The 26,851-nt window shown below is 57.1% G+C and carries 27 protein-coding genes; 12 read left to right on the top strand and 15 right to left on the bottom strand.

Going from position 1 to position 26,851, the window contains the following annotated elements:
- Nucleotides 1-22: 22 nt before the first annotated feature.
- The 5 genes from C1Y42_RS20745 to C1Y42_RS20725 form a co-directional block, all read right to left on the bottom strand.
- The gene (locus C1Y42_RS20745) at nucleotides 23-1,156 is read right to left on the bottom strand and encodes a glycosyltransferase family 4 protein (protein ID WP_104094252.1); all 1,134 of its coding nucleotides are present in this window, start codon (nucleotides 1,154-1,156) and stop codon (nucleotides 23-25) included.
- Nucleotides 1,149-2,225, bottom strand: a complete 1,077-nt coding sequence (gene rfaQ, locus C1Y42_RS20740; RefSeq protein WP_104094251.1) for a putative lipopolysaccharide heptosyltransferase III — start codon at nucleotides 2,223-2,225, stop codon at nucleotides 1,149-1,151. Before rfaQ ends, C1Y42_RS20745 begins: the two co-directional genes overlap by 8 nt.
- A 73-nt stretch (nucleotides 2,226-2,298) precedes the next feature.
- Nucleotides 2,299-3,300 carry a glycosyltransferase gene (locus tag C1Y42_RS20735; RefSeq protein ID WP_072208994.1) on the bottom strand — a complete coding sequence of 334 codons (1,002 nt, stop codon included), beginning with the start codon at nucleotides 3,298-3,300 and terminating at the stop codon, nucleotides 2,299-2,301.
- Nucleotides 3,281-4,402 (bottom strand): glycosyltransferase family 9 protein, encoded by a 1,122-nt coding sequence (locus C1Y42_RS20730; protein WP_059010939.1) that lies wholly within the window; start codon nucleotides 4,400-4,402, stop codon nucleotides 3,281-3,283. The genes C1Y42_RS20735 and C1Y42_RS20730 overlap by 20 nt, the downstream gene beginning before the upstream one ends.
- 43 nt (nucleotides 4,403-4,445) lie before the next feature.
- Nucleotides 4,446-5,570: a glycosyltransferase gene (locus C1Y42_RS20725; protein WP_104094250.1), complete on the bottom strand. Its 1,125-nt coding sequence runs from the start codon at nucleotides 5,568-5,570 to the stop codon at nucleotides 4,446-4,448.
- A gap of 314 nt (nucleotides 5,571-5,884) precedes the next feature.
- Between C1Y42_RS20725 and C1Y42_RS20720 the strand changes: the two genes are divergently transcribed.
- The gene (locus tag C1Y42_RS20720; RefSeq protein ID WP_104094249.1) at nucleotides 5,885-6,850 is read left to right on the top strand and encodes a deacetylase; all 966 of its coding nucleotides are present in this window, start codon (nucleotides 5,885-5,887) and stop codon (nucleotides 6,848-6,850) included.
- 14 nt (nucleotides 6,851-6,864) lie between these two features.
- On the opposite strand, the gene rfaC is transcribed toward C1Y42_RS20720, so the two are convergent.
- The 3 genes from rfaC to rfaD are packed head-to-tail and all read right to left on the bottom strand — an operon-like array spanning nucleotide 6,865 to nucleotide 9,832.
- Nucleotides 6,865-7,836, bottom strand: a complete 972-nt coding sequence (gene rfaC, locus C1Y42_RS20715) for a lipopolysaccharide heptosyltransferase RfaC (protein ID WP_021507064.1) — start codon at nucleotides 7,834-7,836, stop codon at nucleotides 6,865-6,867.
- Nucleotides 7,837-7,838: 2 nt separating this feature from the next.
- Nucleotides 7,839-8,882, bottom strand: a complete 1,044-nt coding sequence (rfaF, locus tag C1Y42_RS20710) for an ADP-heptose--LPS heptosyltransferase RfaF (RefSeq protein WP_104094248.1) — start codon at nucleotides 8,880-8,882, stop codon at nucleotides 7,839-7,841.
- A gap of 17 nt (nucleotides 8,883-8,899) precedes the next feature.
- Nucleotides 8,900-9,832: an ADP-glyceromanno-heptose 6-epimerase gene (gene rfaD, locus C1Y42_RS20705; protein ID WP_021507062.1), complete on the bottom strand. Its 933-nt coding sequence runs from the start codon at nucleotides 9,830-9,832 to the stop codon at nucleotides 8,900-8,902.
- Between the two features lie 231 nt (nucleotides 9,833-10,063).
- On the opposite strand from rfaD, the gene C1Y42_RS20700 reads away from it, so the two are divergent.
- Nucleotides 10,064-11,275, top strand: coding sequence for a glycine C-acetyltransferase (locus C1Y42_RS20700; RefSeq protein ID WP_104094247.1), 1,212 nt, complete (start codon nucleotides 10,064-10,066; stop codon nucleotides 11,273-11,275).
- On the top strand, nucleotides 11,272-12,300 hold the full coding sequence (tdh, locus tag C1Y42_RS20695; RefSeq protein ID WP_058759416.1) for an L-threonine 3-dehydrogenase: 1,029 nt from the start codon (nucleotides 11,272-11,274) through the stop codon (nucleotides 12,298-12,300). Before C1Y42_RS20700 ends, tdh begins: the two co-directional genes overlap by 4 nt.
- Before the next feature lie 30 nt (nucleotides 12,301-12,330).
- Here the strand turns inward: tdh and C1Y42_RS20690 are convergent, their stop codons facing one another.
- The 4 genes from C1Y42_RS20690 to envC form a co-directional block, all read right to left on the bottom strand.
- Complete coding sequence (locus tag C1Y42_RS20690) at nucleotides 12,331-13,242, bottom strand: hypothetical protein (RefSeq protein WP_021507059.1); 912 nt, start codon at nucleotides 13,240-13,242, stop codon at nucleotides 12,331-12,333.
- Nucleotides 13,235-14,464 carry a glycosyltransferase gene (locus C1Y42_RS20685; RefSeq protein ID WP_104094246.1) on the bottom strand — a complete coding sequence of 410 codons (1,230 nt, stop codon included), beginning with the start codon at nucleotides 14,462-14,464 and terminating at the stop codon, nucleotides 13,235-13,237. Before C1Y42_RS20685 ends, C1Y42_RS20690 begins: the two co-directional genes overlap by 8 nt.
- Nucleotides 14,465-14,531: 67 nt before the next feature.
- Nucleotides 14,532-15,437: a divergent polysaccharide deacetylase family protein gene (locus C1Y42_RS20680; protein ID WP_104094275.1), complete on the bottom strand. Its 906-nt coding sequence runs from the start codon at nucleotides 15,435-15,437 to the stop codon at nucleotides 14,532-14,534.
- A 3-nt stretch (nucleotides 15,438-15,440) separates the two neighbouring features.
- On the bottom strand, nucleotides 15,441-16,742 hold the full coding sequence (envC, locus tag C1Y42_RS20675) for a murein hydrolase activator EnvC (protein WP_104094245.1): 1,302 nt from the start codon (nucleotides 16,740-16,742) through the stop codon (nucleotides 15,441-15,443).
- Between the two features lie 249 nt (nucleotides 16,743-16,991).
- On the opposite strand from envC, the gene C1Y42_RS20670 reads away from it, so the two are divergent.
- From C1Y42_RS20670 to cysE, 5 genes are all read left to right on the top strand, one after another.
- Nucleotides 16,992-17,423, top strand: coding sequence for a rhodanese-like domain-containing protein (locus tag C1Y42_RS20670; protein ID WP_058759412.1), 432 nt, complete (start codon nucleotides 16,992-16,994; stop codon nucleotides 17,421-17,423).
- A gap of 19 nt (nucleotides 17,424-17,442) precedes the next feature.
- Nucleotides 17,443-17,697: a glutaredoxin 3 gene (gene grxC / locus C1Y42_RS20665; RefSeq protein ID WP_010616518.1), complete on the top strand. Its 255-nt coding sequence runs from the start codon at nucleotides 17,443-17,445 to the stop codon at nucleotides 17,695-17,697.
- Between the two features lie 40 nt (nucleotides 17,698-17,737).
- The gene (gene secB, locus C1Y42_RS20660) at nucleotides 17,738-18,202 is read left to right on the top strand and encodes a protein-export chaperone SecB (RefSeq protein WP_021507054.1); all 465 of its coding nucleotides are present in this window, start codon (nucleotides 17,738-17,740) and stop codon (nucleotides 18,200-18,202) included.
- Entirely contained in the window at nucleotides 18,202-19,221 is a 1,020-nt protein-coding gene (gpsA, locus tag C1Y42_RS20655) for an NAD(P)H-dependent glycerol-3-phosphate dehydrogenase (protein ID WP_059010949.1), read from the top strand. The genes secB and gpsA overlap by 1 nt, the downstream gene beginning before the upstream one ends.
- Before the next feature lie 68 nt (nucleotides 19,222-19,289).
- A complete protein-coding gene (gene cysE, locus C1Y42_RS20650; protein WP_021507052.1) occupies nucleotides 19,290-20,105 on the top strand; it encodes a serine O-acetyltransferase in 816 nt (271 codons plus the stop codon).
- On the opposite strand, the gene trmL is transcribed toward cysE, so the two are convergent.
- From trmL to cpxR, 3 genes are read right to left on the bottom strand one after another with little or no spacing between them, the layout of a single operon-like run.
- Nucleotides 20,102-20,575 (bottom strand): tRNA (uridine(34)/cytosine(34)/5-carboxymethylaminomethyluridine(34)-2'-O)-methyltransferase TrmL, encoded by a 474-nt coding sequence (gene trmL, locus C1Y42_RS20645; RefSeq protein ID WP_021507051.1) that lies wholly within the window; start codon nucleotides 20,573-20,575, stop codon nucleotides 20,102-20,104. The genes cysE and trmL overlap by 4 nt on opposite strands.
- Before the next feature lie 35 nt (nucleotides 20,576-20,610).
- Nucleotides 20,611-21,987 carry an envelope stress sensor histidine kinase CpxA gene (cpxA, locus tag C1Y42_RS20640; RefSeq protein ID WP_031279625.1) on the bottom strand — a complete coding sequence of 459 codons (1,377 nt, stop codon included), beginning with the start codon at nucleotides 21,985-21,987 and terminating at the stop codon, nucleotides 20,611-20,613.
- A complete protein-coding gene (gene cpxR, locus C1Y42_RS20635) occupies nucleotides 21,984-22,682 on the bottom strand; it encodes an envelope stress response regulator transcription factor CpxR (RefSeq protein WP_007885339.1) in 699 nt (232 codons plus the stop codon). Before cpxR ends, cpxA begins: the two co-directional genes overlap by 4 nt.
- A gap of 150 nt (nucleotides 22,683-22,832) precedes the next feature.
- Between cpxR and cpxP the strand changes: the two genes are divergently transcribed.
- The 4 genes from cpxP to C1Y42_RS20615 all read left to right on the top strand — a co-directional run bounded on the left by cpxP (nucleotide 22,833) and on the right by C1Y42_RS20615 (nucleotide 26,749).
- Nucleotides 22,833-23,345 carry a cell-envelope stress modulator CpxP gene (gene cpxP, locus C1Y42_RS20630; RefSeq protein WP_021507049.1) on the top strand — a complete coding sequence of 171 codons (513 nt, stop codon included), beginning with the start codon at nucleotides 22,833-22,835 and terminating at the stop codon, nucleotides 23,343-23,345.
- Nucleotides 23,346-23,539: 194 nt separating this feature from the next.
- Nucleotides 23,540-24,442 carry a CDF family cation-efflux transporter FieF gene (gene fieF / locus C1Y42_RS20625; RefSeq protein ID WP_058775485.1) on the top strand — a complete coding sequence of 301 codons (903 nt, stop codon included), beginning with the start codon at nucleotides 23,540-23,542 and terminating at the stop codon, nucleotides 24,440-24,442.
- A 207-nt stretch (nucleotides 24,443-24,649) separates the two neighbouring features.
- On the top strand, nucleotides 24,650-25,612 hold the full coding sequence (gene pfkA, locus C1Y42_RS20620; RefSeq protein WP_021507047.1) for a 6-phosphofructokinase: 963 nt from the start codon (nucleotides 24,650-24,652) through the stop codon (nucleotides 25,610-25,612).
- A gap of 147 nt (nucleotides 25,613-25,759) precedes the next feature.
- Nucleotides 25,760-26,749 carry a sulfate ABC transporter substrate-binding protein gene (locus tag C1Y42_RS20615; RefSeq protein WP_104094244.1) on the top strand — a complete coding sequence of 330 codons (990 nt, stop codon included), beginning with the start codon at nucleotides 25,760-25,762 and terminating at the stop codon, nucleotides 26,747-26,749.
- The last annotated feature ends 102 nt before the right edge of the window (nucleotides 26,750-26,851 follow it).

The following is a 26,851-nucleotide window of genomic DNA, read 5'->3' as shown; positions in this document are numbered from 1 at the left end:
ACCGCCTGCTCATACCACTTCGTCAACGGGTTTGCAGGACGCGCTGATAAAGCGAAGTCAGTGCCTGCGCCAGTCTTTGCGGACCATAAGGTTCGATTTTGCGACGCGCGGCCGCGCCCAGCGCTGAATTGTGCGAAAGCGCGGGCGTCGCTATTACCGCTTCGTTTAACGCCTTGATATCCAACGCATCGCAGACAAAACCCTCTTCACCGTTGGTGATAAATTCTGCGCCGCCGCAGCCGGTGCTGGTAATGATTGCCAGCCCGCAGGCCATCGCCTCCAGTACCACATTGGGAAACGGATCGTACAGCGTCGGCAGCAGCAGCGCATCGGCGGCATGGTAAAACGGCTGAACGTCCTGCTGTATGCCCGCGAAGCGCAGGCGATCGAGGCAGTTAAGCTGGTTCGCCAGCTGCTGATAGCGCGCCAGCTGTTTGTCCTGGCCGACCACCACCAGGTAGCGATCGCTATTAGCGACCGCTTCGATAGCGGCCTTTAGCCCTTTGCGTTCGAAGCCGGAGCCGACGTAGATCATCACCGTGGCGTCCTGCGGCAGGTTGAGTCGCTGACGCGCGGCGTGACGCAGCGTATCGCTGGCAGGCTGAAAACGCTGGCTATCAATGGCGTTGTGAATCACGTGGATTTTGCTGGCATCCAGCGCGAAGTGGCGCAAAATATCCTGTTTCACCATGTGCGAATTACAGATCACCGCTTTCAGCGAGGGCGCGTTGAACATCTCCGCTTCCGCCTGCAGCACATAGCGATGGTACGGGCTCAGGCTGGCGCTCAGCCGCTGCCACGGCGAAACAATGCGCGCGCGCTGCTCCAGCCATACGCGATGCACACCGTCGCCGGCGCGGAAAATATCGCAGCCGGCGATGCGCTCGTGGCTCTGTACGATATCGAACTTTTCCCGTTCCCAGCAGGCGCGCGCCGCGCGGGCAAAGCCGCGTTCACGCGAAATGCGGCCGAATTTTGCCGGATTGCAGATGTGCAGGTGCCAGGCCGGGTTCGGCGTGCCCTGCCAGCTGCGGGTAATGATGTTGAGGTCGAGCTGCTCGCTGTCCAGCGCTTCCAGCGCGCGTGAGATAAAACGCTCGGCACCGCCGTCCGGCCGGTATTTCTGCCGGACAATCGCCAGCCGTAACTTAGTCATGCAAAAGGCTCCTGGCGGCGGCAAGCACATCCTCAACCGGGATGGCAGACAGATAGCGCTGCTCGGTATTGGTATTGATCGAATCCGGTGACGGCAGCGGCGCATAGTCGCCCGCCCAGATAACGCGGTTATTGTCGCCCCACGGGCGCCAGTGCTGCAGCTTGGTCGGGCCGAACAGCGCCAGGCACGGCGTCTGCAGCGCCGCGGCCATGTGCATCGGTGCGGAATCGACGCCAATAAACAGCTGTGCGGCGTCGATCAGCGCCGCCAGCTGCGGCAGCGAGAGCTGGCCCGCCAGCGACACCACATTCGGCGTGCGGCACAGCGACTGGATATGGGCGATCATCGCCAGCTCTTTCTGATCGGGCGCGGCGGTCAGCACCACGCTGCGACCATCAGCGGCCAGCGCATCAATCAACTGCGCCACCTTTTCATCTTCCCAGCACTTAAAAACCCAGCGCGAGGTGGGTTGCAGCACCACAAACGGGCCGGTAATCGGCTGCTGAGCGAGGACGTCCTGCACTTTTTGCTGGTCGGCCGTGCTGAAATGCATGGAGGCTGTCGCCCCGGCGGTGGGAATGCCGAGCGGCTGCAGCGCCGTCATGTTTTGTTCCACGGTGTGCAGCTGATGGTGACGGTCGGTGGAAACCAGCTGGTTATGGCACCAGCGCCAGAACGCGTTGTCGCGCTTGCGGTACGCAAAGCCAATACGCACCGGCGCACCAGACAGGCCGGTAATAATGGCGCTGCGCCACTGATCGGCCAGATTAATCACCACATCGTAATGGCAGGCGCGCACCGCCCGCACCAGCGCGACTTCATGGCGAAACTTCTGCCAGCCGCCTTCCTTTTTCCAGTTGCGATCGATGATATGCAGCTGACGGATCGCCGGATGCGCTTCCAGCATCGGGCGCGTCTCTTTATACAGCAGCACATCAATGTTGGCCTGCGGATAGCGCTGGCGCAGCGCATTGATGGCAGGCGTGGTCAGCAGCATATCGCCATGATGACGCAGCTTTATCAGCAAAATATTTTGCGGTGCAAAGTGGGCTGGAATCGGGCTTGCCATACTCAAATCATCTCAAAATTCAGTGAGCTGATTGTAGGGCAAACCCTGGAGGGGTTAAAGCCGCGGCGGGCGCTTATTTATTGCGCCAGCGATAAATGCGGCTCAGCCACAGCAGCAGCTGATACCACTGACGCGCGCCGCGCGCATTGCGCAGCATGCGTTTGTGCGTCTGGCTGCTAAACAGATCGGCGATCATTGCCTGACGCGCTGCGGCGTCCGGTTCGCGCCGGATAGCGTGGCACACGCTGAGCGCTTCGCGGGTAATCTGCGCGTGGAAGCTCGGGTAAATCTTCACCTTGTGACGATAGCGCGTGTTGATCTCTTCCAGCATGCGCGCGATTTTCAGGTAGTGACGCTGATAGTCGACGTTGTGCTGGCCGGTGCGCTTGCGGTTGCTGATCGACGCATCGTGCATGTAGTAGCGATACAGCACCCGATCGGTGTAGCGCACGCGCTGTACGTTGAGCATGAACTCAGTGGTCCACGGGATGTCCTGATGATGCAGACCGGGTTCAAACTGCAGATTAAGCTGTTCGATCAGCTCACGGCGGTAGATACCGAGCCACACGACGTGCAGGTAACGCCGGGTTTTCAGCGCCTTGTCGAGCCACTCCGGCCCGCTTAATACGCCAGTGCTGGTGAGGCGATCCCGCGGAATCATCGGCTTAATTGTCTGGCTGGCCTTGAAAAACCACTCGGCGTTACACTGCGCAGCGTCCAGCCGATCGCGCTCGGCCATGTCGACCAGCGTCTGGTACATCGCCGGGTCCATGGTGTCGTCGGCGTCGGGAAAGCTGACATATTTACCCCGCGCCACGGCCAGCCCGGCATTGCGCGCACGCGATACGCCACCGTTCGGCTGATGAATCACCTGGATATGCGGGTACTGCTGCGCCAGCGCGTCGGCGCGCTCGCCGGAACCGTCGGTGGAGCCATCGTCAACAATGATGATCTCCAGCGACGTCAGGGTTTGCGCCAGCAATGCATTGATACAGCCAGTAAAATCAGCACCAGCGTTAAACATCGGGATAATGAGACTGAGTAGCGGGGATGAGCTATCGGGCTGCGCTGTCATGTTCTTCGTTGTTCCGTCGCGCCAGGCGCTGCTGCTGCCGGGTGCGGATAAAATCATGGATATCATTTAGCTTGCGTTCATCCAGCTCGAACAGCTGTTCAACCGGATGGGCAAATTTGTATTGCGCAGCGAACACAAACGAAGAGGGCGCGATGTGGTTCGGGCCAATTAAGAGCACGTCACCCAGCGGCCTTTGCTCCTCTACGCAGCAGGGACCATAAATTAAAATCACCGGTACCTGTTGCGCGTCGGCAATATACACATTGCCGGAATCCGAGGCGATATAGAAATCCATCTCGTTAATGGCGGCAGGCAGCGCCTCGAGCGGAATTTTACCTACCAGACTCACCAGATTGTTTCGCTGACCGGCAACTTTAAACAACTCCTGAACGCGTGATTGTTCATTCGGTGCGCCGAAAGCAAAAAAAGTGCAGGGGAGATCGTTCAGGTGGTCGAAAAGCCGACACCAGATTAACGGCGGAATGGTTTTGGCCTGATTCCCTGCCGTCACGCTAATACCAATGCGGATGCCCGGCGCCTGCGTAATTTCCGCGGGCAGGGTTTCCGGTTGCCACAGTGGCAGAGTGGCATGTTTGGGATAACTCTCTTTGGTAAAAGAGCGATCGGCCAGTTTCAGGTAATTTTCCAGCGTTAAGGTATTTTTCTCGTGATAAACCACGCCGCTGGCCGTTAAATAAAACAGGCCCTGATAGCCTTTGCGCCGATAGCTGGAAAGAAATTGTTTGTTGCTGGCATTGCAGCAGGCGGCAATAAATAAATTGAGATTGGTGGGATGCAGCAAATAAATATTGTCGTAGCGATTGAGCAGCTGCCACACCAGTTTTATTTTTTTCATCAAACCGGAGCGGTGATCTTCGATATACCAGATGTGCTCCAGCGTGGCGTCACGTTCAGCCAGCGGGGCGACACTATAGCTCAGCAGGGCATCGCTTTTTCCCAGGTGGGATAATAACGGCGTGATATTAATATAGTCGCCAATTTTAGCGGTCTGTATCACCAGATTTTTACCGGTGCGGCCATGAACAAACTTCATCACCCATTTGACCGGCGAAAAAAGAATAAACAGTAGTACGTACGTCAAGTAGTCATCCCCATGATTCGGTCACACCGTCATGGGGGACCTGTTAACCTGAAACGTGCTGCGTGGTTGAAAATGACGTCTCCGCCACCTGAATAAGCTGCAGGTATTGCTGGCAAACAACGCTCAAACTATAAATGCTTAAGTCCAGATGTTGCAACCTGGGGGGAGTTGTATAAATTTCTCGCATTTTTTCTGCCAGCGATGTTGCATTCATCTCTGCCAGACCGCGTGACAGTTCGCCGGTGAGGATCGAAACAGGACCGCCCGGACAGCGCGTACTGACCACCGCGGTGCCGCAGCTCAGGGCTTCGACCAGCACATTACCAAAACCTTCACTGTCGGAGCTGACCACCAGCAGGCGCGCGTGCCGTATCCAGGGATAAGGATTGCGCTGAAAACCTTCGAAGCGCACGCGCTCTGCAATGCCTGAATTCTGCGCCTGCTCACGCAATTTTTGCGTTATTTTTTCGCTTCCCTGTCCCAGCAAAACCAGCGGCGCGGTGATGCCACTCAGGGCATAAGCTTCGAGCAGGCGGTCATGGCGTTTGGTTTCATGGAAGCGTCCCACGTGCACCAGGAAATCGGTGCCGGCCAACGGGCAGGGTTCTGCCGCCAGTCGGGCGAGGCTGTCAAAATCGAAAGGATTGGCGATCACTTTGGCCTGGCGGGGCTGTACGCCAATGTTTTGCACCATATCGTCGATGACGTACTGCGAAACCCCAACGATTTGGCGATCCTGATAAACGTGACGGATTTTCAGCCGCTTCAGCCACAGCGAGAAGCCGGTTTTACGTGCCAGATACGAAGCAGAAAACACGCCGTGCAGACAGAACCAGGTCCTGTCTCCATCGAGCGCCGGCGTTTGCCTGACAATGCGGTCAGTTTTATGCAGATGAGAGAGGATCAGATCAAATTTGCCGTGCCGCGCTTCACTGTCGCGCACCGCACGATCCAGCAGGCGCGCGCGGCGCCATGTTTCTGTCAGCTTGCGCCACGGGTGGTTACAGCGATCAAGAATCACCTGGTAATCCACGCCAGTCGGAATAGGGTAATCACATACCTTCCGCAATGAGAAGATCGAAACCTGGTGTCCCTGACTGAGGAAGCCCCCCGCCAGAGTCAGTACGACTTTTTCGGCGCCGCCGCCCGGCAGGCCATCAATCACCATTAAAATGCGTTTCGACAAAATTTTTTACCCCTACATGCCAGTCTGCTGTAAAGACTTAGCTGCTATCATTCCCGGTGCTATCAGGACTTAATATAAGAAAATTCAATTAATTATTTTTATGGCCAGGTAATTTTACACGAACGTGCGCTCGGTTAATTGATAAAATTCAGGCCAGTGAAGAGTTTAAATTATTCTAGTTTAACTAATCTTATACCGCTATCGACTTCCCCTCGAACCCGCATGGGAAAAGTTTGCGCCCGTCAGGAGCGTTGCGTACCATAGCGATTATAACACTGTAATTCACCGGATAAGTTATGGAAAAACCTGCCTTTTTAATTACCCTTGATACCGAAGGGGATAACCTGTGGCGCAATCGCAGCGGCAAGGTCACTACCCATAACGTCCGGTTTTTACCGCGCTTCCAGGCGCTGTGTGAGAAATACGCTTTTAAACCGACCTGGCTGACCAACTATGAGATGGCCAGTGACCCGGCTTATGTCGAGTTCGGGCGCGATCTGCTGGCGCGCGGTCAGGGCGAAATCGGTATGCATTTACATGCCTGGTACAGTCCACCTGAATATGCGCTGACCGACGATGAGTGGCGTTACCAACCTTATCTGATCGAATATCCGGAAAACGTCCTGCGCGATAAAGTCGCCTTTATGACCGATCTGCTGGAGAACGCTTTTCAGCGTAAAATGACCAGCCACCGCGCCGGCCGCTGGGCATTTAATGAAGTGTACGCCCGCGCCCTGATCGATCAGGGCTATCTGGTTGACTGCTCGGTTACGCCGCGCGTGAGCTGGCGTAATGCGCAGGGTGCACCGCAGGGACAGGGCGGAACGGATTACAGCCATTTCCCCGATCGCGCTTATTTCCTTGATGAACAGGATATTTCCAGGCCGGGCGACAGCCCGCTGCTGGAACTGCCGATGAGCATTCAGTATCGCTATGGCACGCTGACCAATCAGCTTAGAAAAATGTGGAATGGCATCCGCGGCAGGCAGCGCGGACCGTCAGTGAACTGGCTGCGGCCGGTGGGCGGCAATCTGGCCCAGATGAAGCAGGTGGCAGAACAGACGCTCAGTCAGGGTAATGACTACGTCGAGTTCATGCTGCATTCATCCGAGTTTATGCCAGATGGCAGCCCCACGTTTAAAACGGAGGCTGATATTGAACGCCTGTATGACGATCTGGAAGGCCTGTTCAGCTGGCTGGCGACCCGGACGCAGGGCATGACGCTCACTGAATTTGCGCAGCTGAAGCACCAGCAGCGCTAAACAGCCCAATCGCGTTACAGCGCGATCTCAGCCAGCATGGCCATCACGTCGTCAGGCTGAATGTCTGCCATGCTGCTGCTGCCCTGCGCGGGCCGTAACGCATGCTGATTCCTGCCATAGCCACCAATCAGACCCGGGTCAGTCGGGCCGAACAGGGTGATGTTGGGGCGATCCAGCGCGGCGGTCAGATGGCTCAAACCGGTATCCACCGAGACCACCGCCCGGGCGCCCGCCAGCTGCTGCGCCACCTGCTCCAGCGTCAGCTTCGGCAACACCTCTGCATGATCAAACCCTGCTGCCAGCCGCTGCGCGCGCTGGTGCTCGTGTTCGGCGCCCCACGGCAGCCTGACGCGCAGGCCAGTGGGCTGAACCCGCGCGATGAGCTGGCGCCAGTGATCTTCCGGCCAGTGTTTGTTGTCGCGCGTTGTGGCGTGCAGAAACACCAGGTACGGTTGGCCATCCTGCGGTTGTGCCGCGAGAAAATGACCGGCAATGGCATAATCGCCCTGCGTGGCCGGTTTTTCATAGCCCAGACTTTTGGCGAACAGTTCGCGCGTGCGTTCCACGGCGTGCTGCTGCTTACCAATCTCATGACGCTTGTCATACCACCAGCTGGCGAACGGTTCGCGTGCGCTGCGGCTGTCCTGGCCATGTTTGATGCCTTTGGCGAGGCGCGTCACCAGCGCGGCGCTTTTAATCAGCCCCTGGGCATCAATCACCACGTCGTACTGACGTGACTGCAGCTCGCGTTTGAATTGCACGCGCTCTTCGCGCTGCTGGCTGCCAAACCAGTGTTTGCGCCAGCGACGAATCGCCACCGGCAGGACTTTGTCAACGGCCGGATGCCAGCCAGGAATTTGCGCAAAATTCTCTTCCACCACCCAGTCGAAGCGAATGCCGGGAATCGCCTGCATCGCGTCGGTCAGCGCCGGCAACGTGTGCAACACATCACCCATCGACGAGGTTTTAACAATCAAAACGTGCATGGTTACTCCTGCACCGGATGCAGTAACTCATTGAGTTCCTGATGCACGCGTGCCGGTTGAATATCAATCAGGCTCTGGTGATAGCCCTCTGCGGCATCGCCTTTGCGCACTTTGTGGTAGCCGGTAATCAGGCGAATGATGCGCGCCTGATGGGACAGCGGCGGCGTGAAATCCGGGCTGCTTGGGCCATACAGTGCCACCAGCGGCCGGTTGAGCGCGGCGGCAATGTGCATCAGTCCGGAATCATTGCTGACAACCGCAGCACAGTGGGCGATCAGAATCACCGCCTGCTCCAGCTGCGTTTCGCCCGCCAGATTGCGGCAGTGCGCGCGTGCCGTGTCCGGCAGCGCCTGCAGGATCGCCTCGCCGGTTTCCCGATCTTTAGCCGAGCCGAACAGCAGCACCTGATAGCCTTCAACAATCAGCTGTTCCGCCAGCGCGGCGTAGTGATAGTGTGGCCAGCGCTTCGCGGGACCAAACTCAGCGCCGGGGCAGAAGCCGATGGCCGGGCGATCGGCCGACAGCGCAAACTGCGCCGCGGTCATGCGTTTTTCATCGTCGTCGACGCGCAGCTGCGGCCACAACAACGGCTGCGGCAACTGTGCTGCCGCCGTAACCGGCTGGTCATAGCCCAGCGCCACATAGCGCTCCACCATTAAGGGAAACGCGGCTTTGTCCAGCACCCGCACGTCATTCAGCACGCCATAGCGCATTTCGCCGCGCCAGCCGATGCGGCGTTTGATGCCGGCAAAAAACGGCACCAGCGCCGATTTAAACGAGTTTGGCAGCACATAGGCGCGATCGTAACCGCTGGCCCGCAACGCTTTGCCCAGCCGACGGCGCTCACCCAGCGCCAGCGCACCGTGGCCAAGCGGCATCGCCAGCGCCTGATTCACTTCCGGCATGCGTGACAGCAGCGGCCGGCACCAGGCCGGCGCCATCACATCAATTACCGCCTCAGGGTGCGCCTGTTTCAGCGTGCGATAGAGACTTTGCGACATCATCATATCGCCGACCCAGGAGGGGCCAATAACCAGAATTTTCATCGCCGGTGCCGGTTTCCTTATGCGTGACGGTTCAGCCAGGCCATGTATTCGCCCACGCCCTGGGCAACGGTTTTAAACGGTTTGTCATAGCCCGCGGCGCGCAGTTTGCTGAGATCCGCCTGCGTAAAGGCCTGGTAGCGCCCTTTCAGTTTGTCCGGGAACGGGATGTATTCGATCTGGCCTTGCTGGTGGAACTTCAGCACCGCATCCGCCACTTCCTGGAAGGATTCGGCACGACCGGTACCACAGTTATAGATGCCGGATACGCCGTTTTCCCAGCACCACAGATTGACCGCCACCACATCATCGACGTGGATGAAGTCACGACGGAAGCTGTCGCTGCCCTCGAACAGCTTAGGATTTTCACCGTTGCTGATTTGCGTATTGAGGTGGAACGCGACGCTCGCCATGCTGCCTTTATGGCCTTCACGCGGCCCGTACACGTTGAAATAGCGGAAGCCGCACACCGGTGAATCCGCTTCCGGCAGAATCTGGCGGACATAGTGGTCGAACAGCATTTTTGAGTAGCCGTACACGTTGAGCGGCTGCTCGTACTGGCGCTCTTCAATGAAGTTCTCGTTACGCCCGCCGTAGGTGGCGGCCGATGAGGCATACAGGAACGGAATTTCACGTTCGAGGCAGAAGTGCAGCAGATCTTTTGAGTACTGATAGTTGTTATCCATCATGTACTTACCGTCCCACTCGGTGGTGGCTGAACAGGCACCTTCATGGAACACCGCTTCAATCGGACCCAGATCTTCACCCGACATGATGTAGGTGAGGAACTCCTCTTTATCCATGTAATCCGCGATGTCCAGATCCGCGAGGTTCACGAACTTGGTGCCATCTTTCAGATTATCCACCACCAGGATATCGGTATGACCGCGATCGTTGAGCGCTTTCACAATGTTGCTGCCAATCATGCCCGCGCCGCCGGTTACGATAATCATATGCTTTGCCTTTAAACAGTTGGGGTGAAACAGGAGGTTTCACGCACGAATACCTAACATCATAACATTTCAGCCCGATGCGGACAGCCAGATGACGCCGATCGCGCTGCACAAATCCTGCGCGCCGCGTGAACTATGCTGCAAAACGGAGATTTCCCTGGCTGAATTGTCGTCCATTCGCTTTTCGATCAGTAATATGTGCCAAAATTTTGCTATCTGAGGAGCAGAATCATGTCCGATCAGTTCTATTCACAAATCCGGCAACAGCTTGAGACAACGCGGCAGGACGGATTGTTCAAACAGGAGCGCACCCTGACCTCGGCGCAGCAGGCGGAAATCAACGTCGCCAATAGCCCGCCGGTGATTAACTTCTGCGCCAATAACTATCTCGGCCTTGCGAACCATCCGGCGCTGATTCAGGCCGCCAAAGACGGTATGGATACGCATGGTTTTGGCATGGCGTCGGTGCGTTTTATCTGCGGCACGCAGGACAGCCATCAGCTGCTGGAGCGCCGGCTGGCGGAGTTCCTCGGCATGGAAGAGGCTATCCTGTTCTCCTCATGCTTCGACGCCAACGGCGGGCTGTTTGAGACTTTGCTGGGCGCGGAAGACGCGATTATCTCGGATGCGCTCAACCATGCGTCGATCATCGACGGCATCCGCCTGTGCAAAGCTCAGCGCTATCGTTACGCCAACAATGATATGGCTGAGCTGCGCGCGCGCCTGCAGGAGGCCCGCGACAAAGGCGCGCGCTACCTGCTGATTGCCACCGACGGCGTGTTCTCCATGGATGGCGTGATCGCTAACCTGCAGGGCATTTGCGACCTGGCCGATGAGTTTAATGCGCTGGTGATGGTGGATGACTCGCACGCGGTAGGCTTTGTCGGCGCAAGCGGACGCGGCACGCATGAATACTGCGGCGTGATGGATCGCGTGGATATTCTGACCGGCACGCTGGGTAAAGCGCTGGGTGGTGCGTCCGGCGGTTACGTGGCGGCAAAACGCGAGGTGGTTGAATGGCTGCGTCAGCGCTCGCGCCCTTATCTGTTCTCTAACTCGCTGGCACCGGCGATTGTGGCCGCGTCGCTGCGCGTGCTGGATCTGCTGAACGAAGGCGATGGGCTGCGGCAGCGGCTGTGGGAAAACGCCCGCTTCTTCCGGGAAAAAATGACCGCCGCGGGCTTTACGCTGGCCGGTGCCGATCACGCCATCATTCCGGTAATGCTGGGCGATGCCAAAGTGGCGCAGCAGTTTGCCAGCCTGCTCCAGCAGGAGGGCATCTACGTTACCGGCTTCTTCTATCCGGTGGTGCCGCAGGGCCAGGCGCGCATTCGCACGCAGATTTCTGCCGGCCACACTCAGGCGCAACTGGAGCACGCGGTGGCGGCCTTCACGCGCATCGGACATCAGTTAGGGGTTATCACTGCAGGAGCCAACGGATGAAAGCACTGGCTAAACTGAAAGCGGAAGAGGGGATCTGGATGGTGCACGATGCGCCGGTGCCGGAGCCCGGTCATAACGATCTGCTGATTAAAATCCGCAAAACCGCCATCTGTGGCACCGATGTGCATATCTATAACTGGGACGACTGGTCGCGCAAAACCATTCCGGTGCCGATGATCACCGGCCACGAATACGTGGGTGAAGTGGTCGGCATCGGTCAGGAAGTGAAGGGTTTTGCCATTGGCGATCGCGTATCGGGTGAAGGTCACATCACCTGTGGCCACTGCCGCAACTGTCGCGCCGGCCGTACCCATTTATGCCGTAATACCGTGGGTGTCGGGGTTAATCGTCAGGGCTGCTTCGCTGAATATCTGGTGATCCCGGCGTTTAACGCGTTCAAAATTCCCGACAATATTTCCGACGAGCTGGCGGCGATTTTCGATCCGTTCGGTAACGCGGTGCATACCGCGCTCTCGTTTGATTTGGTAGGTGAAGACGTGCTGATCTCCGGTGCCGGACCGATTGGCATTATGGCGGCAGCGGTGTGTAAACACGTCGGCGCGCGGAATGTGGTGATCACTGACATCAATGAGTACCGCCTCGGGCTGGCGCGTGAAATGGGCGTGACGCGTGCGGTCAACGTGGCGCAGCAGAATCTGCGCGAGGTGATGACGGAACTGGGGATGACCGAAGGCTTTGATGTCGGACTGGAGATGTCCGGCGCGCCGCCGGCGTTTCGTACCCTGCTGGAGACCATGAATCACGGCGGACGCATTGCGCTGCTGGGCATTCCGCCGGGTGAGATGTCGATTGACTGGAATCAGGTTATCTTCAAGGGGCTGTTTATCAAGGGGATTTACGGCCGTGAGATGTTTGAAACCTGGTACAAAATGGCCGCGCTGATTCAGTCCGGCCTCGATCTGACCCCAATCATCACGCATCGCTATCACATCGACGACTTCCAGCAGGGCTTCGACGAGATGCGTTCCGGGCGTTCAGGCAAAGTGGTGCTGAGCTGGGATTAAACGACACACCGGCCTGCGGGCCGGTGACGCTCAGGATTGCTGTTTTTCCGCATCGGTCAGGTAACGCACCTTTCGCGTGTAGTCCTGGCCTTTGAAGCTCAGCGGCTGGTGCGGATCCTGCAAATATTTTTGCCATTCACTTAAGGGAAAGCCGCCATGCGCGCCAATCACCTGCGGTGGAATCACGGCCGACTGACCACCAATGCGTTTCGACACCGGCCAGTTAGCCCATTCGCCCAGATTGACCGTGCGGACATCCAGCAGGTCGAGCAGGGCAGCGAGCGGTAGCTGATCGGTTGGCGGCTGGTCGTCGTTCATCAATTCCCAGGTATCATTAAATAACGTCAGCCACAGCGGACAAATACGCTGCCATGTGCGACGGGAGGCCGCCAGATAGGCGCCATTCACGTGATCCTGCAAATAAGGGCGAACGGTGTGGTGGTAATAGGCCGGAATATGTTCTTCTGGCGCGCCGGCCAGTTTGGCGATCATCTTGCCCTGACGGAAGCTGCTGTACAGATGATGCTCACGCATCGCAATATCCGGCGTTTTTAATAAATTGAGATCGGAATCGATCATCAATATACCTTCACCGGTCGCCTGCAAGGGGGCCTGAAGTTTAATCAGGCGGCTGCGGTAGATCTGTTTATAGCGGTAGTTTTCTTCACGAAACGGCACCTCCAGCGTCACCACACGCACGCGTGCCGGCAGCGGCGGAAAAGCGCTGGAAGGCTGATCGCTGACGATGACAATTTCGCTGATGGTGTCGGCGCAGCGGCTGGCAAAATAAGCGCTGAGCACCGCTTCTTCAATGTAATCAGCGCCGGTACAGGGAATGACCACGGAACTGACGGCAATTGTGCCCTGCGCATCCGCCTGCGTGGCGGGAATGTTGTGGCGCGAGAGAATATAGCGACGGTGTTTATTTAAAAAATCAAACATGCTTTTTTCTCTCCATGACGTTTTCCAGAATGTTTTCCACGCCCGATACGTAATGTTCAATGCTATAGCGCTCGCGCACCCGGGCGGCGGCGGCGGCGATTAAACGCTGGCGCAGCGCAGTATCCTGCCACAGCGCGCTAAGATGCTGGCTAAGCTGTTGCGTATTGCCATAGTCAAACAGTAAACCGGTCTCGCCGTGTTGAATTAATTCCGACGTACCGACGACATTCGAACCTATCACCGCCGTATTCACCAGCATCGCTTCCAGCACCACGCGCGGCAGCCCTTCACTGGCTGAGGCGAGAATAAACGTATCGAATGCCGCCAGATAATCCAGTGCGTTATTTTGAAAGCCGGTAAAAATAACCTGCGCGGCAATCCCCTCTTTTTGCGCCAGCTGCTGTAAGTGCTGCTGCTCCGGGCCGGCACCGACGATCACCATTTTCCATTTAGCGGCAGGATGCGCGCGGCTGAATGCACCTAACGCCTGCAAAATATGATGGTTAGATTTACGCGCAATCAGGGAACCGATGGAGCCGAAAATAAAGGTATCGGCGGGATAATCAAAGCGCTGACGCACCGCCTCACGCACCGGCAGCGGCTGATGAATATCGATAGCGTTGGATACGGTAAAGCAGCGCTGCGCATCAACACCGCTTTCGCTCAGGGTGCGGTGTACGCCCTGTGACACGGCAATCACCGCATCACAATGCCGATTAATCATCTTGACCAGCGCATTATTGAGTAACGGATCAATGCGGCAGTGCTGAATTAACGCCACGTGAGTCTGTTCAGCGGCGAGATAGCCTTCAACGTTGGTGCTGGGCTGATTATTCATGTACAGCGCATCATAGCCACCGTCGCGTAAAATCGTCGCGATTTGGCGGGCGTTAGGCTGCATGCGCCACTGGCGATCGATGCGGTCGATGGCGTTTTTTTTCACCGCGCGGTTAAAAAACAGCAGGGTGCGCAGCAACTCTTTGGTGATTTTTGCCCAGAGCGGCTGGCGACGCTGCGCAATAAATGTCACCGGAATGCCGATCGCCTCTAATACCGAGGCAATGGTCTCCTGATTGCCACGCGCATAATTCTGATAAAAACAGCAGGTGATAGCGAAACGCTGGCGATCGATGCGCTTGAGTAATTCCAGCATGCTGTTGGTACCACCGCCCCATTCGCGCCCGGTATCCAGCAGCAGAATTTTCTTTCTGGTTGACGTCATCTGTTCCGATATCCTTGCGCGGAAAAGGTGTGGCGTTAAATAAGGCGCAGCACGCTGCGCCTGATAATCAGAATAGCTGTTTAAGCGACTGCACGAGTGGACTGCCGGTAATGCTCTCTGTCACCACCTCCACCGCACGACTCTGCGGTACGGCAGGCAGCGGCTGTGCAGGCTTACACACGCCCGGCGCACGGAATACCGGGGTGCGCGGTTTCACCGGCGTGCTGGCCGGCGGCGTAGCGCCCTGGCGCAGCGGTTCGTTGAGCAACTGGCTGGGGCGGACCAGGGTGATATCGCCCGGTAGCGTCGGCAACATCTGCTGCAACACCCGTACCGTGGTGGGATGCGGATGGCCAATAGCGATGGTGTAGCCATCGCGCTGTGCCAGCTTCACTGCGCGGGTGAACTGGGTGCGAATCGCCGCTTCATTCTGGCTGTCGTCGAGGAATACGCGCCGCTTCAGCACCTTAACCTGCGTGCCCTGTGCGGCCGGGACCGACTGGCTGTTGCCAATGGTCATGCTATCGAGAAAGTAGTAGTTGTAGTGATTGAGCACCTGCATCACTTTCTGCATGCCGGGCAGGCTGGAGGTCATTTTGCTGCCCATATGGTTGTTCAGGCCAACCGCATACGGCACTTTGTTGCTGGCTTCACGCACGATGCGCGCGATCTCTTCGCTGCTCATCTCCGGCGTCAGCGTGTCCTTCTCCAGCGGCTGTTTGCTCAGCGGCGCCATCGGCAGGTGAATCAGCACCTCATGACCACCCTGATGCGCTTTGGTTGCCATATCACGCGCATGAGGCGCATTGGGTAGCACCGCCACAGAAACCGCGGCGGGCATCTGCAGCACTTTATTCTCTTCAGCCGGGCGGTAGCCGAAGTCGTCAATGACGATAGCCAGTTTTCCCGCATGGGCGGCAAAGGTAAAAAACAGCCCGCACAGGGCGGCGCTAAGCTTTTGGGACTGAAACAACACTTATCTTCCTAACCACGGCAGTGGGTTGACGGCCTGTCCCTGACGACGAATTTCAAAGTAGAGCGAGGGCGTGCCGCGGCCGCCGCTGGTGCCCACGAGGGCGATAGGCTGTCCTGCCTTCACCTGCGCACCGACGCTCACCAACGCGCTCTGATTGTAGCCATAAAGGCTCATATCGCCTTTACCGTGTTCGACGACCACAACCAGGCCGTAGCCTTGCAGCCAGTCGGCCATCAGCACGCGACCATCAGCAATGGCTTTGACTTCAGTGCCTTCCGGCGCATCAATCACCAGACCTTTCCAGCGCAGTTCGCCCTGCATTGCTTCACCAAAGCGATGTTCAATGCGACCGCGCACTGGCCAGGTGGCCTGTCCGCCCGGCCGGCCAAGGCCGCCGGTGCGCGCCATCAGCTCGCGCTCGCTTTGCGTAGGGGAATAGCTGGAGCCTTTGGCTTTTGCCTGGGCCTGACGCTGGCGCACTTTTTCCGCCTCGCGCGCTTCGCGTTGCGCCCGTTCGCGCGCCTCACGTTCGGCTTTGGCGATTTTGTCCTGCAGGCGGCTTTCGTTCTGACGCATCTCGACCAGATCGGCCTGGTCTTTCTCCAGCGCGCTCTCCAGTGCGGACAGTGTTTTCTTGCGTGCGGCGCTGGCGGTTTCCAGCTTGTTCTGTTGCGTCTGCTGCTGCGCTAACAGCGACTTTTGCTGCTCCTGCTTGCCCTGCAGCGCCTGACGCTGCTGCGCCAGTTCCTGCTGAGTCTGCTTAAGCTCGTCGATGTTTTTTTGCCGGGCGGCATTGAGGTAGCCAAAATAGGCCAGAATACGTTCGCTGCGCTGTGCTTCTTCACCGCCGAGCAGCAGCTGTACGGCGTTGTGCTGGCCCTGACGAAACGCGGCATCCAGCTGCTGCGCCAGCAGTTTTTCCTGCTGCGCCTGCTGCTTTTCCAGCCGGGCAATGGCGGCGGTGGTTTGGGCGATTTCGCCGTTCAGCGCGCTCAGGCTATTGCGGGTTTCACGCAGCTGGCGACTGGCCTGGGCAATCACTTTTTCCTGACTCTGCAGCTGATCCAGCAGCTTACTGCGCTGCAGCTTCTGCGCTTTAACGCTTTTCTCTTTTTCGGCGATGTCCTGCTGAATGGACTTTAGCTGCGTTTTGCTGTCATCGGCGCTATGCGCGGCGACGGGCAACAGCAACGCACCCGCACAAAGCAGGCTAAGGGAGATATCGGACCAGCGAAATGACAACGGAGATGCCGGGTCGTTGTAACGGGTCCTTGTGTGTGTAACGGTCGCTTTTCCCTTCATAGTCGATAATTATTCCACGATGAACAGCCGCTTACCAGTTATCCCGGCCGGGTTTTGCTTTACGAAAGATGTCGGCCACAGCTTAGCGGGATAAAGATTGTCTCAATTTTGCGATTAGAACACTTTTTTTGGAAAATGACGCACAAATCGTAACTCTGCCCGCTTCGCGACTGTACATGCGAAGTGGCGCAGGTATACTCAGAACCCTTGTTTTAGCTTATTAGCCCCGGTCTGGAGTCGTTACCCCTCATGCAAGAAATTATGCAGTTTGCAAGCAATCACCCCATCCTTAGTCTGGCATGGGTCGCTTTACTTATTCTGGTGATTGTAACCACCGTTAAAGGAATGTTCTCTAAGGTAAAAACCATCAGCCGTGGTGAAGCAACCCACCTGATCAACAAAGAGGATGCGGTGGTGGTAGACGTTCGTTCACGCGACGACTATCGCAAAGGACACATTTCAGGGGCTATTAACATCGCCGCAGCCGATATCAAAAAAGGCAGCTTCGGCGAGCTGGAAAAGCACAAGTCGCAGCCCATAATTGTGGTATGTGCCACCGGCCAGAGCGCCGCAGAACCGGCAGCCACCCTTAGCGCAGCGGGTTTTGACAAAGTGACCGTGCTGAAAGATGGTGTGAGCGGCTGGAGTGGCGAAAACCTGCCGCTGGTTCGCGGTAAATAACTTCCTGAGGTATCACCGCATGGCTAATGTTGAGATTTACACCAAAGTGACCTGTCCTTACTGCCACCGGGCGAAGGCGTTGCTGGATCAAAAAGGCGTGTCATACCAGGAGATTCCCATTGATGGGGACGCGGTAAAGCGCGAAGAGATGATCAAACGCAGCGGCCGCACCACGGTGCCACAGATCTTTATTGACGCGCAGCACATTGGCGGCTGTGACGATCTCTACGCGCTGGACGGGCGTCAGGGACTCGATCCCTTGCTCCGCGCATAACATTTTCGACCGACAATTTTCACTTAAAGGATTCAGTAACATGTCAGAGCATAGCAGCAACGAAATGCAGTTCCAGATTCAACGCGTTTACACCAAAGACGTCTCATTTGAAGCGCCAAACGCACCTCAGGTTTTCCAGAAAGAGTGGGAACCGGAAGTGAAGCTGGATCTGGACACCGCCTCTTCTCAGCTGGCGGATGAAGTGTATGAAGTCGTGCTGCGCGTTACTGTCACCGCCACCGTGGGCGAAGACACCGCGTTCCTGTGCGAAGTACAGCAGGCCGGTATCTTCACCATCAGCGGTATCGAAGGCACGCAGATGGCACATTGCCTCGGCGCTTACTGCCCGAACATTCTGTTCCCGTATGCGCGTGAATGTGTCACCAGCCTGGTGTCACGCGGTACCTTCCCTCAGCTCAATCTGGCGCCGGTCAACTTTGATGCGCTGTTCATGAATTATCTGCAGCAGCAGGGTGAAGGCGAAGCGCCACGTCAGGATGCCTGATGACTACACTCAACGCTTCGATTAGCGTCATCGGTGCCGGCTCGTACGGCACCGCACTGGCCATTACGCTGGCCCGTAATGGCCACCCGGTGCTGCTGTGGGGCCACAATCCGCAAAGCGTGGCGCAGCTGCAGGCTGACCGATGCAATACCGCTTTCCTGCCCGATGTTCCTTTCCCCGATAATCTCGTTCCTGAAGCCGATCTGGCCCGCGTCGTCAGCGCCAGCCGCGATCTGCTGGTGGTAGTGCCAAGCCATGTGTTCGGCGACGTGCTGATGCAGCTCAAACCGCTGCTGCGTGCCGACTCACGCATTGTCTGGGCGACCAAAGGACTGGAAAAAGAGACCGGACGGCTGCTGCAGGATGTGGCGCGCGAAATCCTCGGCGACAGCATTCCGCTGGCGGTGATTTCCGGCCCGACCTTTGCCAAAGAGCTGGCGGCCGGCTTGCCGACGGCGATTGCGCTGGCGGCCACTGACGCGCAGTTTGCCGACGATCTGCAGCAAAAGCTGCACTGCGGCAAAAGCTTCCGCGTTTACAACAATCCGGACTTCATCGGCGTGCAGCTGGGCGGCGCAGTGAAAAACGTCATTGCGATTGGTGCCGGGATCTCCGACGGCATTGGCTTTGGTGCCAACGCGCGTACGGCACTCATCACCCGCGGTCTGGCGGAGATGAGCCGTCTCGGTGCTGCGCTGGGTGCCGATCCGACGACCTTTATGGGCATGGCGGGTCTTGGCGATCTGGTGCTGACCTGTACCGATAATCAGTCGCGCAACCGCCGTTTCGGCATGATGCTGGGGCAGGGCGAAAGCGTGGATGAGGCGCAACGCATTATCGGACAAGTTGTAGAAGGCTACAGAAATACCAAAGAAGTCAAAGCATTAGCTGCGCGTGTGGGCGTGGAAATGCCAATAACCGAGCAAATTTATCAGGTATTATATTGCGAAAAATCGGCGCGAGAGGCAGCATTGAGCCTGCTTGGTCGTACAAGGAAGGACGAGAACAGCCAAAGCTAAAGCAGGACGCTTAAGCATTATCACCTGTAGCGCCTAATCGGGCGCTTTTTTATCGGGAGCAAACAGCAATGTCGTCTGAAGAGTTAGAACTGGTCTGGAACCATATCAAAGCCGAAGCCAGAGCGCTGGCCGATTGTGAACCGATGCTGGCCAGTTTTTACCATGCGACCTTGCTCAAGCACGAAAATCTCGGCAGCGCGCTCAGCTACATGCTGGCTAACAAGCTCGCTAACCCGATCATGCCCGCTATTGCCATACGCGAAATTGTTGAAGAAGCCTATCGTCAGGATCCTGAGATGATTGTCTCGGCCGCGTACGATATTCAGGCAGTGCGTCAGCGCGATCCGGCGGTCGACAAATATTCCACGCCGTTACTCTATCTGAAGGGCTTCCACGCGCTGCAGGCGTACCGTATTGGCCACTGGCTGTGGAAAGAGGGACGGCGCGCGCTGGCGGTGTATCTGCAAAACGAAATCTCGGTCTCATTCGCCGTGGATATTCATCCGGCGGCGCGCATCGGGCGTGGCATCATGCTGGATCACGCCACCGGCATCGTGATTGGTGAAACGGCTGTGGTGGAAAATGACGTCTCCATTCTGCAGTCGGTCACGCTGGGCGGTACCGGTAAAACCAGCGGCGATCGCCATCCGAAGATCCGTGAAGGGGTGATGATTGGCGCGGGGGCCAAAATCCTTGGCAATATTGAAGTCGGGCGCGGTGCCAAAATCGGTGCCGGTTCGGTGGTCTTGCAGCCGGTGCCGCCCCATACCACGGCGGCCGGCGTGCCGGCGCGCATTGTCGGCAAACCAGCCAGCGACAAACCGTCAATGGATATGGATCAGCACTTCACCGGCGCCGGGTTTGAGTACGGCGACGGCATCTAGCCTTTGATCAGCGCGCCCGCATAATCCAGCTGGCGCCATGCCTCATACACCACCACTGAAACCGCATTCGACAGGTTCATGCTGCGGCTCTCCGCGCGCATCGGAATGCGGATCTTCTGTTCTGCCGGTAACGCATTAAGAATTTCTGGCGGTAAGCCACGGCTCTCCGGGCCAAACAGCAGATAGTCGCCCGGCTGATAGCTGACGGCGCTGTGCGCCGGTGTGCCTTTGGTGGTCAGCGCGAATAAGCGCTGTGGCGCTTCCGCCGCCAGAAAAGCGGCGTAGCTGGCGTGCTTTTTCAGCGCGGTATATTCATGGTAATCCAGTCCGGCGCGGCGCAGGCGTTTATCATCCCAGGCGAAGCCTAACGGCTCAATCAGGTGCAGCTGAAAGCCGGTATTGGCGCACAGGCGGATGATGTTGCCGGTATTTGGCGGGATTTCAGGTTCAAATAAGACGATGTTTAGCATAAGGCCCCCGGAAACGAGGGCCGCAGCATAGCAAATTATTGCCGGGCGGAGTACAGCGGCAGCCACAGCGTCAGGCGCAGACCGCCTAACGGGCTATCATCGGCTTTCACCCAGCCGCGGTGCTGTTGCACGGCGGTTTCGACAATCGCCAGCCCGAGCCCGGTGCCGCCGGATTCACGGTCACGCGCTTCATCGGTGCGGTAGAACGGACGGAAAATCTGCTCGCGATCTTCCGGGCTGACGCCGGGACCGTCGTCGTCGACGTGCACGGTAATGCCCTGAATATCCACGGCAAAGCTAACGCTGATGTGCGTGTGCGAATAGCGCAGCGCGTTGCGCACAATGTTCTCCAGCGCGCTTTCCAGCGCGTGCGGGTTACCGTACAGCGGCCACGGACCGGGCGGATACGGCACGTCCATGGTTTTACCCATCTGCTCCGCTTCGAATTTGGCATCTTCCAGCACGCCATTCCACAGCTGGTTGGCCTTCATCGCTTCGCTCACCAGCGCGTTCTTATGCTGGGTGCGCGACAGTACCAGCAAGTCGTTGATCATGCCGTCCAGACGCTGCGCTTCGGTCTCAATACGCTCCAGTTCTTTGCCTTCGCCATGACGCCGGCGCAGTAGCGCAGTCGCCAGCTGCAGACGCGTCAGCGGCGTGCGTAATTCATGGCTGATATCCGACAGCAGTCGCTGCTGTGCCGTCATCATGCGTTCGAGCGCGCTCACCATCTGGTTGAAACTGGAGCCGGCTGCGAGAAATTCCTGCGGGCCCGATTCCAGTTCCGGATGCTGACGCAAATTTCCGCTCGCCACTTCATCCGCGGCATGTTTTAGTTTGCGTGCCGGACGCGCCAGGCTCCACGCCAGCCACAGCAGCAGCGGTGAGCTGATTAACATCGTGACGATGAGCAGCAGCAGAGGACGGTCAAACAGCAGGTTGACGAAATCGAGCTGGGAACTGGTGGCGGGACGGATCAGATACAGCTGGTAATTGTCTTCGCCGTCGCGCACCGCGAAGGGGCCGACCATCTCGACGCGGCCATACTTTTTCTTCTGCGGATGATCGGCATTATCGGACTGGCCGATAAAGTTACGGATCACCTGCATTTCATTGTGCTGCGCACCGATCACCCGTCCTTCGCTGGTCACCAGCAGCAGGCGCTGACCGGGCGGTGCCCATTTGTCGATGGCGCGAAACAGCCGGCGCCACCACATCAGGTCGTTGGGCGGATCCTGTGACAGCTCCGCCTCAACGTGTTGCTCAATCATGGTGCCCTGGCGCTGTTCGCTCTCCATCAGCGAGGTCATCTGGCGCGAATCGAGTTTGGGCACCATCAGTACCAGCATCAACACCAGCGCCAGGGTGAGCCAGAAGATGGCGAAGATGCGGGTGGTCAAACTTCCAATCATGATGCCGAAACCATCAGATAGCCGCGTCCGCGCAGAGTTTTGAACCACGGATGACCATCACGACGTTCCGGCAGCTTACGACGCAGGTTGGAGATGTGCATATCGATGGCGCGGTCAAACGGCGTCAGGCGCTTGCCCAGCACTTCCTGGCTGAGATGCTCGCGTGACACCACCTGGCCAAGATGCTGCGCCAGTAAGTAGAGCAGGGTGAACTCGGTGCCGGTGAGATCCAGCGTTTCGCTGTCGAAGCTGGCTTCCTGACGGCCCGGATTCAGGCGCAGGCAATCCACTTCCAGCGTCGGTGAGCTGTTATCGTGCTGTTGCTGCTGTTCGCTCCAGTTGGAACGGCGCAGAATCGCACGGATACGCGCCACCAGTTCGCGATCGTTGAACGGCTTTGGCAGATAGTCATCCGCGCCCAGTTCCAGGCCCAGAACGCGGTCCAGCTCGCTACCGCGGGCGGTCAGCATGATGACAGGGGTTTGATGTTGCTGGCGTAGCTCTTTTAACGTGTCGATACCGTTCTTCTTCGGCATCATGACATCGAGCAAAAGCAGGTCGACGGTGTTGTCCAGCAGATTGAGCGCCTGCTCGCCATCGCTGGCGACAATCACCTCAAAACCTTCCATTTCAAGCAGTTCTTTAAGCAGCGAAGTCAATTCGCGGTCGTCATCAACCAACAGGATTTTATTCATTTTTTGTTGCCCTCCGCAGGCAAAATACCGTGTTCCTATAGTGGCAATCCAACGCTTTACGTAGTTTTACACCCCCTGACGGATGTTTGCAGCTGTCGCCGTACACTAGCTCTCGTTGAATCGCAAAACGGAACGAACCGGGAGTAAACGATGCGCTACTTAACCGCCGTCGTCTTTGCCTCAGCGATGGTTCTCAGTCACGCCAGCGCAGAAGCAGCAGACACGACGACGATTGACGAGATGCATCATAACGGCGGATTGACGACAGGCAGTATGACGCAAAATCCGCAAAGCCACATGTTCGATGGCATTGAGCTGACTGAACAACAGCGGCAACAGATGCGCGACCTGATGCAGCAAGCGCGCCATGAACGCCCGGTGTTAAGCGTTCAGGACATAGAAACTATGCATGACCTTGTCATTGCAGACAAATTTAACGAATCGGCTATTCGCCAGCAGGCAGAGAAACAGGCCCGCGAGCAGGTAGAACTGCAAATCGAGATGGCCCGGGTTCGTAATCAGATGTATCACCTGCTAACGCCTGCACAGCAAGCGACATTGCAGAAGAATTTTGAGCGGCGTCTGAACGAAGCGCGTCGGCTCTCCGGATTGCAGCCATCATCACCGCTGCAAGCAGTGAGTAGTACCAGCAGTAACCAGTAACATAGTATCCCTGTTTTCCTTGCCATAGACACCATCCCTGTCTTCCCCGCCATGATGGCGGGGTTTTTTTTGCCCTGGATTTGCGGGCAAACTGCATCCGTTTCGCTATCCTGTCACGCAGTCTGCACGGGACGGTGATAAACTTGAGCCATTTTCCACTGCATGGCGTGCTGCAGCGCCTGACGAGGCAAGGCATGGAACCTTCCTACGCAAAACTGGTAAACCGCGCGGCGCTGGCGGCGACCACGCTGGCAACGCTGTTGCTAATCGTGAAAATTTTCGCCTGGTGGTACACCGGTTCGGTCAGCGTGCTGGCGGCGCTGGTGGATTCGCTGGTCGATATCGCCGCGTCACTGACCAATCTGCTGGTGGTGCGCTATTCATTGCAGCCTGCCGATGACGATCACACCTTTGGTCATGGTAAAGCGGAATCGCTGGCGGCACTGGCGCAAAGCATGTTTATCTCCGGATCGGCGCTGTTTTTGTTTCTTACCGGGCTACAGCATCTGGCCACGCCGGAAACGCTGCGCGCGCCGCTGGTTGGCGTAGTCGTGACGCTGATCGCCCTCAGCTCCACGCTGGTGCTGGTCGCTTTTCAGCGCTGGGTGGTGCGGCGTACCCGCAGCCAGGCGATTCGCGCGGACATGCTGCATTATCAGTCGGATGTGGTGATGAACGGTGCCATTCTGGTTGCGCTGGGCTTAAGCAGTTATGGTTTTAAGCGTGCGGATGCGCTGTTTGCGCTCGGCATCGGCGTATATATCCTCTATAACGCGCTGCGCATGGGCTATGAAGCGGTGCAGTCGCTGCTGGATCGTGCGCTGCCGGAGCAGGAAAAACAGGCGATTATCGCGCTGGTAAGCCACTGGCCCGGCGTGCGCGGTGCCCATGCGTTACGTACGCGGCAGTCTGGCCCGACGCGGTTTATTCAGCTTCATCTGGAGATGGACGATCATCTCCCGCTGGTGCAGGCGCATCAGGTGGCCGATCAAATTGAGCAGGCATTACGGCAAAAATTTCCCGGCTCAGATGTGATCATTCATCAGGACCCCTGTTCTGTCGTGCCGCAAAATCAGCAGGGTTTTTTTCAGTTTTAGCCGTTATAAAACATAGCATTGCGTGAAAAAAATGACGTAACGCTAACAACTCTGTAAAAAATTAGCGAAAACTTGTCTGACCTGAATCAATTCAGCATCAAGCCTTTGATATACTATCTGCAACTATTAAGCCGTGCGATCGCGAGCTGGTCCACACCGGTCGACAGGCAGGAATAATCCTTAGTTTTGAACAATCCAGAGGTTGTCATGATCAAAAAAATCGGAGTACTGACCAGCGGCGGCGACGCCCCAGGCATGAACGCAGCCATTCGCGGAGTTGTCCGTTCCGCGCTGAGTGAAGGCCTTGAAGTTTTTGGTATCTATGACGGCTATCTGGGTTTGTACGAAGACCGCATGATCAACCTCGACCGCTACAGCGTGTCGGACATGATTAACCGCGGCGGCACCTTCCTCGGCTCGGCGCGTTTCCCGGAGTTCCGCAACGAAGAAGTACGTCAGGTCGCGATCGAAAACATGAAAAAACGCGGCATTGATGCGCTGGTGGTAATCGGCGGTGACGGTTCTTACATGGGTGCCAAACGCCTGACCGAAATGGGTTTCCCGTGCATCGGCCTGCCGGGCACCATCGACAATGACGTCGCCGGTACCGATTACACCATCGGTTATTTCACCGCGCTGGAAACCGTGGTTGAAGCGATTGACCGTCTGCGCGACACCTCTTCTTCGCATCAGCGTATCTCCATCGTAGAAGTGATGGGCCGCTACTGCGGTGACCTGACCTTAGCGGCGGCCATCGCTGGTGGCTGTGAGTTCATCGTGCTGCCTGAAATCCCTTACACGCGCGAAGAGCTGGTGGCAGAAATCCAGGCTGGCATTGCGAAAGGTAAAAAACACGCCATCGTGGCGATCACCGAACACATCTGTGACATCGACGATCTGGCGCACTTTATTGAAGCGGAAACCAAGCGTGAAACCCGTGCCACCGTGCTCGGCCACATCCAGCGCGGCGGTGCGCCATGCGCTTACGACCGCATTCTGGCATCACGCATGGGCGCTTATTCAATTGAGCTGCTGCTGCAGGGCTACGGCGGTCGCTGCGTGGGGATTCAGAACGAGAAGATGGTGCATCATGACATCATCGACGCTATCGAAAACATGAAGCGTCCGTTCAAGCGTGACTGGCTGGATACCGCGAAAAAACTCTACTAATCAACGATAAATCGGGCGCGATCGCTTTCGCGCCCTTTTTTATGCCTTGCTATATTCTCCATAGTTATAACAGTTTATTTTTAATTCTTTAATCCATGGATTGCTTTGTGTCAGTCTTGTTCTATAACGATCTCGGGAGAGCAAGCAATGAACAAGTGGAGTATTGGTGTCACCCTGTTACTGGCTTCAACCAGTGTTCTGGCAAAGGATATTCAGCTGTTAAACGTCTCTTACGATCCAACCCGTGAGCTGTACGAGCAGTACAACAAAGCATTTAGCGCGCACTACAAGCAGGAAACCGGCGATAACGTGGTGATCCGCCAGTCGCACGGCGGTTCGGGTAAGCAGGCGACGTCCGTGATCAATGGCATCCGCGCAGATGTGGTGACGCTGGCGCTGCAGTCCGACGTGGATGCTATTGCTGACCGTGGTCGTATCGATAAAAACTGGATCAAGCGTCTGCCGGACAACTCGGCACCTTATACTTCCACCATCGTGTTCCTGGTACGCAAAGGCAATCCTAAAGGCATTCATGACTGGCCAGATCTGATTAAGCCAGGCGTTTCCGTGATCACGCCAAATCCGAAAACCTCCGGCGGCGCACGCTGGAACTATCTGGCGGCCTGGGGCTGGGCGCTGGACCAGAACCACGGTGACCAGGCCAAAGCGCTGGCTTACGTCCGGGCGCTATTCAAAAACGTTGAAGTGCAGGATTCCGGTGCACGTGGCGCGACCAATACCTTCGTTGAGCGCGGTATCGGTGATGTGCTGATTGCATGGGAAAACGAAGCCTATCTGGCCGTCGATAAGCTGGGCAAAGATAAGTTTGAAATCGTTACGCCGAGCGAATCAATCCTTGCCGAACCGACGGTCTCCGTGGTCGATAAAGTGGTGGATGAGCAGGGCACGCGTAAAGTGGCAGAAGAGTATCTGAAATATCTCTACTCACCGGAAGGCCAGACCATCGCGGCACAAAACTATTATCGTCCGCGCGATCCTGAGGTGGCGAAGAAGTTTGCCAGCAGCTTCGCGCCGGTTAAGCTGTTCACCATCGATGACAAGTTCGGCGGCTGGAGCAAAGCGCAGAAAGCGCACTTTGCCGATGGCGGCAGCTACGATCAGGTCATGAAACCGTAACCGCGTTTTCATCATGACGAAACGGTCAGCCCTGCGCTGGCCGTTTTGCTTTACGGCGCGGAAAAAGCCGTGACTTTCCGCTGGCGACAGGTGAGGATGCTG

Origin of the sequence: Pantoea sp. ICBG 985, assembly GCF_002928365.1 — a bacterium.
GTDB lineage: Bacteria > Pseudomonadota > Gammaproteobacteria > Enterobacterales > Enterobacteriaceae > Pantoea > Pantoea dispersa.
The sequence above is the reverse complement of the archived record's forward strand: the minus strand, read 5'-3'. Positions and strand labels throughout refer to the sequence as shown.